The following is a 1,099-nucleotide window of genomic DNA, read 5'->3' on the forward strand; positions in this document are numbered from 1 at the left end:
TGCGGGAATAGCTCAGTTGGTAGAGCGCAACCTTGCCAAGGTTGAGGTCGCGAGTTCGAGACTCGTTTCCCGCTCCAAAATAGTCAGATTGTCTCTAAGACAATCCCTTCTTTTTGGCGAGATAGCAAAGTGGTTATGCAGCGGATTGCAAATCCGTCTACGCCGGTTCGATTCCGACTCTCGCCTCCACAATTTCCTCCGGCGGGGTGGCAGAGTGTTTATGCCGTAAGGAGTGCAATCCTTATGCAGGCCGGTTCAAATCCGCGCCCCCGCCTCCAAATTGGACAGTTTCAAACAGTTCTCAATTTGAAACTTCCGCCCGGGTGGTGAAATAGGTAGACACAACGGACTTAAAATCCGTCGACCCTAAACAGGTCGTGCCGGTTCGATTCCGGCTCCGGGCACCATAACTATCTTGATTTTCTTAAGAAAATTATCAATTCGCATCAAATAATTTTAGAACTCAAACACTACGGCTAAAGCTGCTGTGCCAAATTTGTGCCATCATCTCCCGAATGCCTAACAAAATCAGACAGTATCTGAGCATGTAACTGCAAATAATCTGGCGATAAGTGGGCATAGCGCTGCACCATGGATAGTGTTTTCCATCCACCCATCTCTTGAATACTAACAAAGGTACCCAGCGTTGCACTAACCAACTGGCCCAAGTATGTCTCAAATCGTGCCAAGTGAAAAACATGCGCTCCTTACGTCACGATGATCGAAGGTTCATTCCATTCTTCGCCAGTATTGGTGGTGTTGCACAATACTTTGCCGCTGGTGTCGTATGTGTCGTAACGGTAGCGGGAAACCAGACCCTCCGGCTGGCTGTGTTCGATCATGATGTGGTTGCGGTAGGCGAAACCGCGCAGTTTTTTGCCGCCCCTGCCGTATACCGCGGTCAAATCGCCGCGGCCGTCGTAGTGGTAACGCACCATCTCCCGTCCGGCCAACAAGGCGGCACCGAGGCGGTTGACGTACAGATTGCCGTCTTCGCCGCGGAACACTCCGTCTTCCGACGACGGATTGAAATAGAGGCCGTCTGAAAAACTAACTTTCAGACGGCCTCTATTTCAACCAGCGTTGCAACCGATAACGG

General features: G+C 50.8%; 1 protein-coding gene, 4 tRNA genes and 1 pseudogene. 4 read left to right on the plus strand and 2 right to left on the minus strand.

Annotated features, from left to right (window positions below; genetic code table 11):
* Position 1: 1 nt before the first annotated feature.
* The 4 genes from ACI43T_RS11925 (at position 2) to ACI43T_RS11940 (ending at position 407) form a co-directional block, all read left to right on the plus strand.
* Positions 2 to 77, plus strand: a tRNA-Gly gene (locus ACI43T_RS11925).
* A gap of 38 nt (positions 78 to 115) precedes the next feature.
* A tRNA-Cys gene (locus ACI43T_RS11930) sits at positions 116 to 189 on the plus strand.
* 11 nt (positions 190 to 200) lie between these two features.
* Positions 201 to 278: transfer RNA gene (locus tag ACI43T_RS11935), tRNA-Cys, on the plus strand.
* Between the two features lie 39 nt (positions 279 to 317).
* A tRNA-Leu gene (locus ACI43T_RS11940) sits at positions 318 to 407 on the plus strand.
* 69 nt (positions 408 to 476) lie between these two features.
* On the opposite strand, the pseudogene ACI43T_RS11945 reads toward ACI43T_RS11940, so the two are convergent.
* Together ACI43T_RS11945 and ACI43T_RS11950 are read right to left on the minus strand one after the other, a co-directional pair.
* A pseudogene (locus tag ACI43T_RS11945) lies at positions 477 to 694 on the minus strand (tyrosine-type recombinase/integrase); the annotation flags it as partial.
* A gap of 13 nt (positions 695 to 707) precedes the next feature.
* On the minus strand, positions 708 to 1,007 hold the full coding sequence (locus ACI43T_RS11950; protein ID WP_405387326.1) for a hypothetical protein: 300 nt from the start codon (positions 1,005 to 1,007) through the stop codon (positions 708 to 710).
* Between the last annotated feature and the right edge of the window lie 92 nt (positions 1,008 to 1,099).

The sequence above is a fragment of the Neisseria oralis genome, assembly GCF_045062685.1.
Lineage (GTDB): Bacteria > Pseudomonadota > Gammaproteobacteria > Burkholderiales > Neisseriaceae > Neisseria > Neisseria oralis.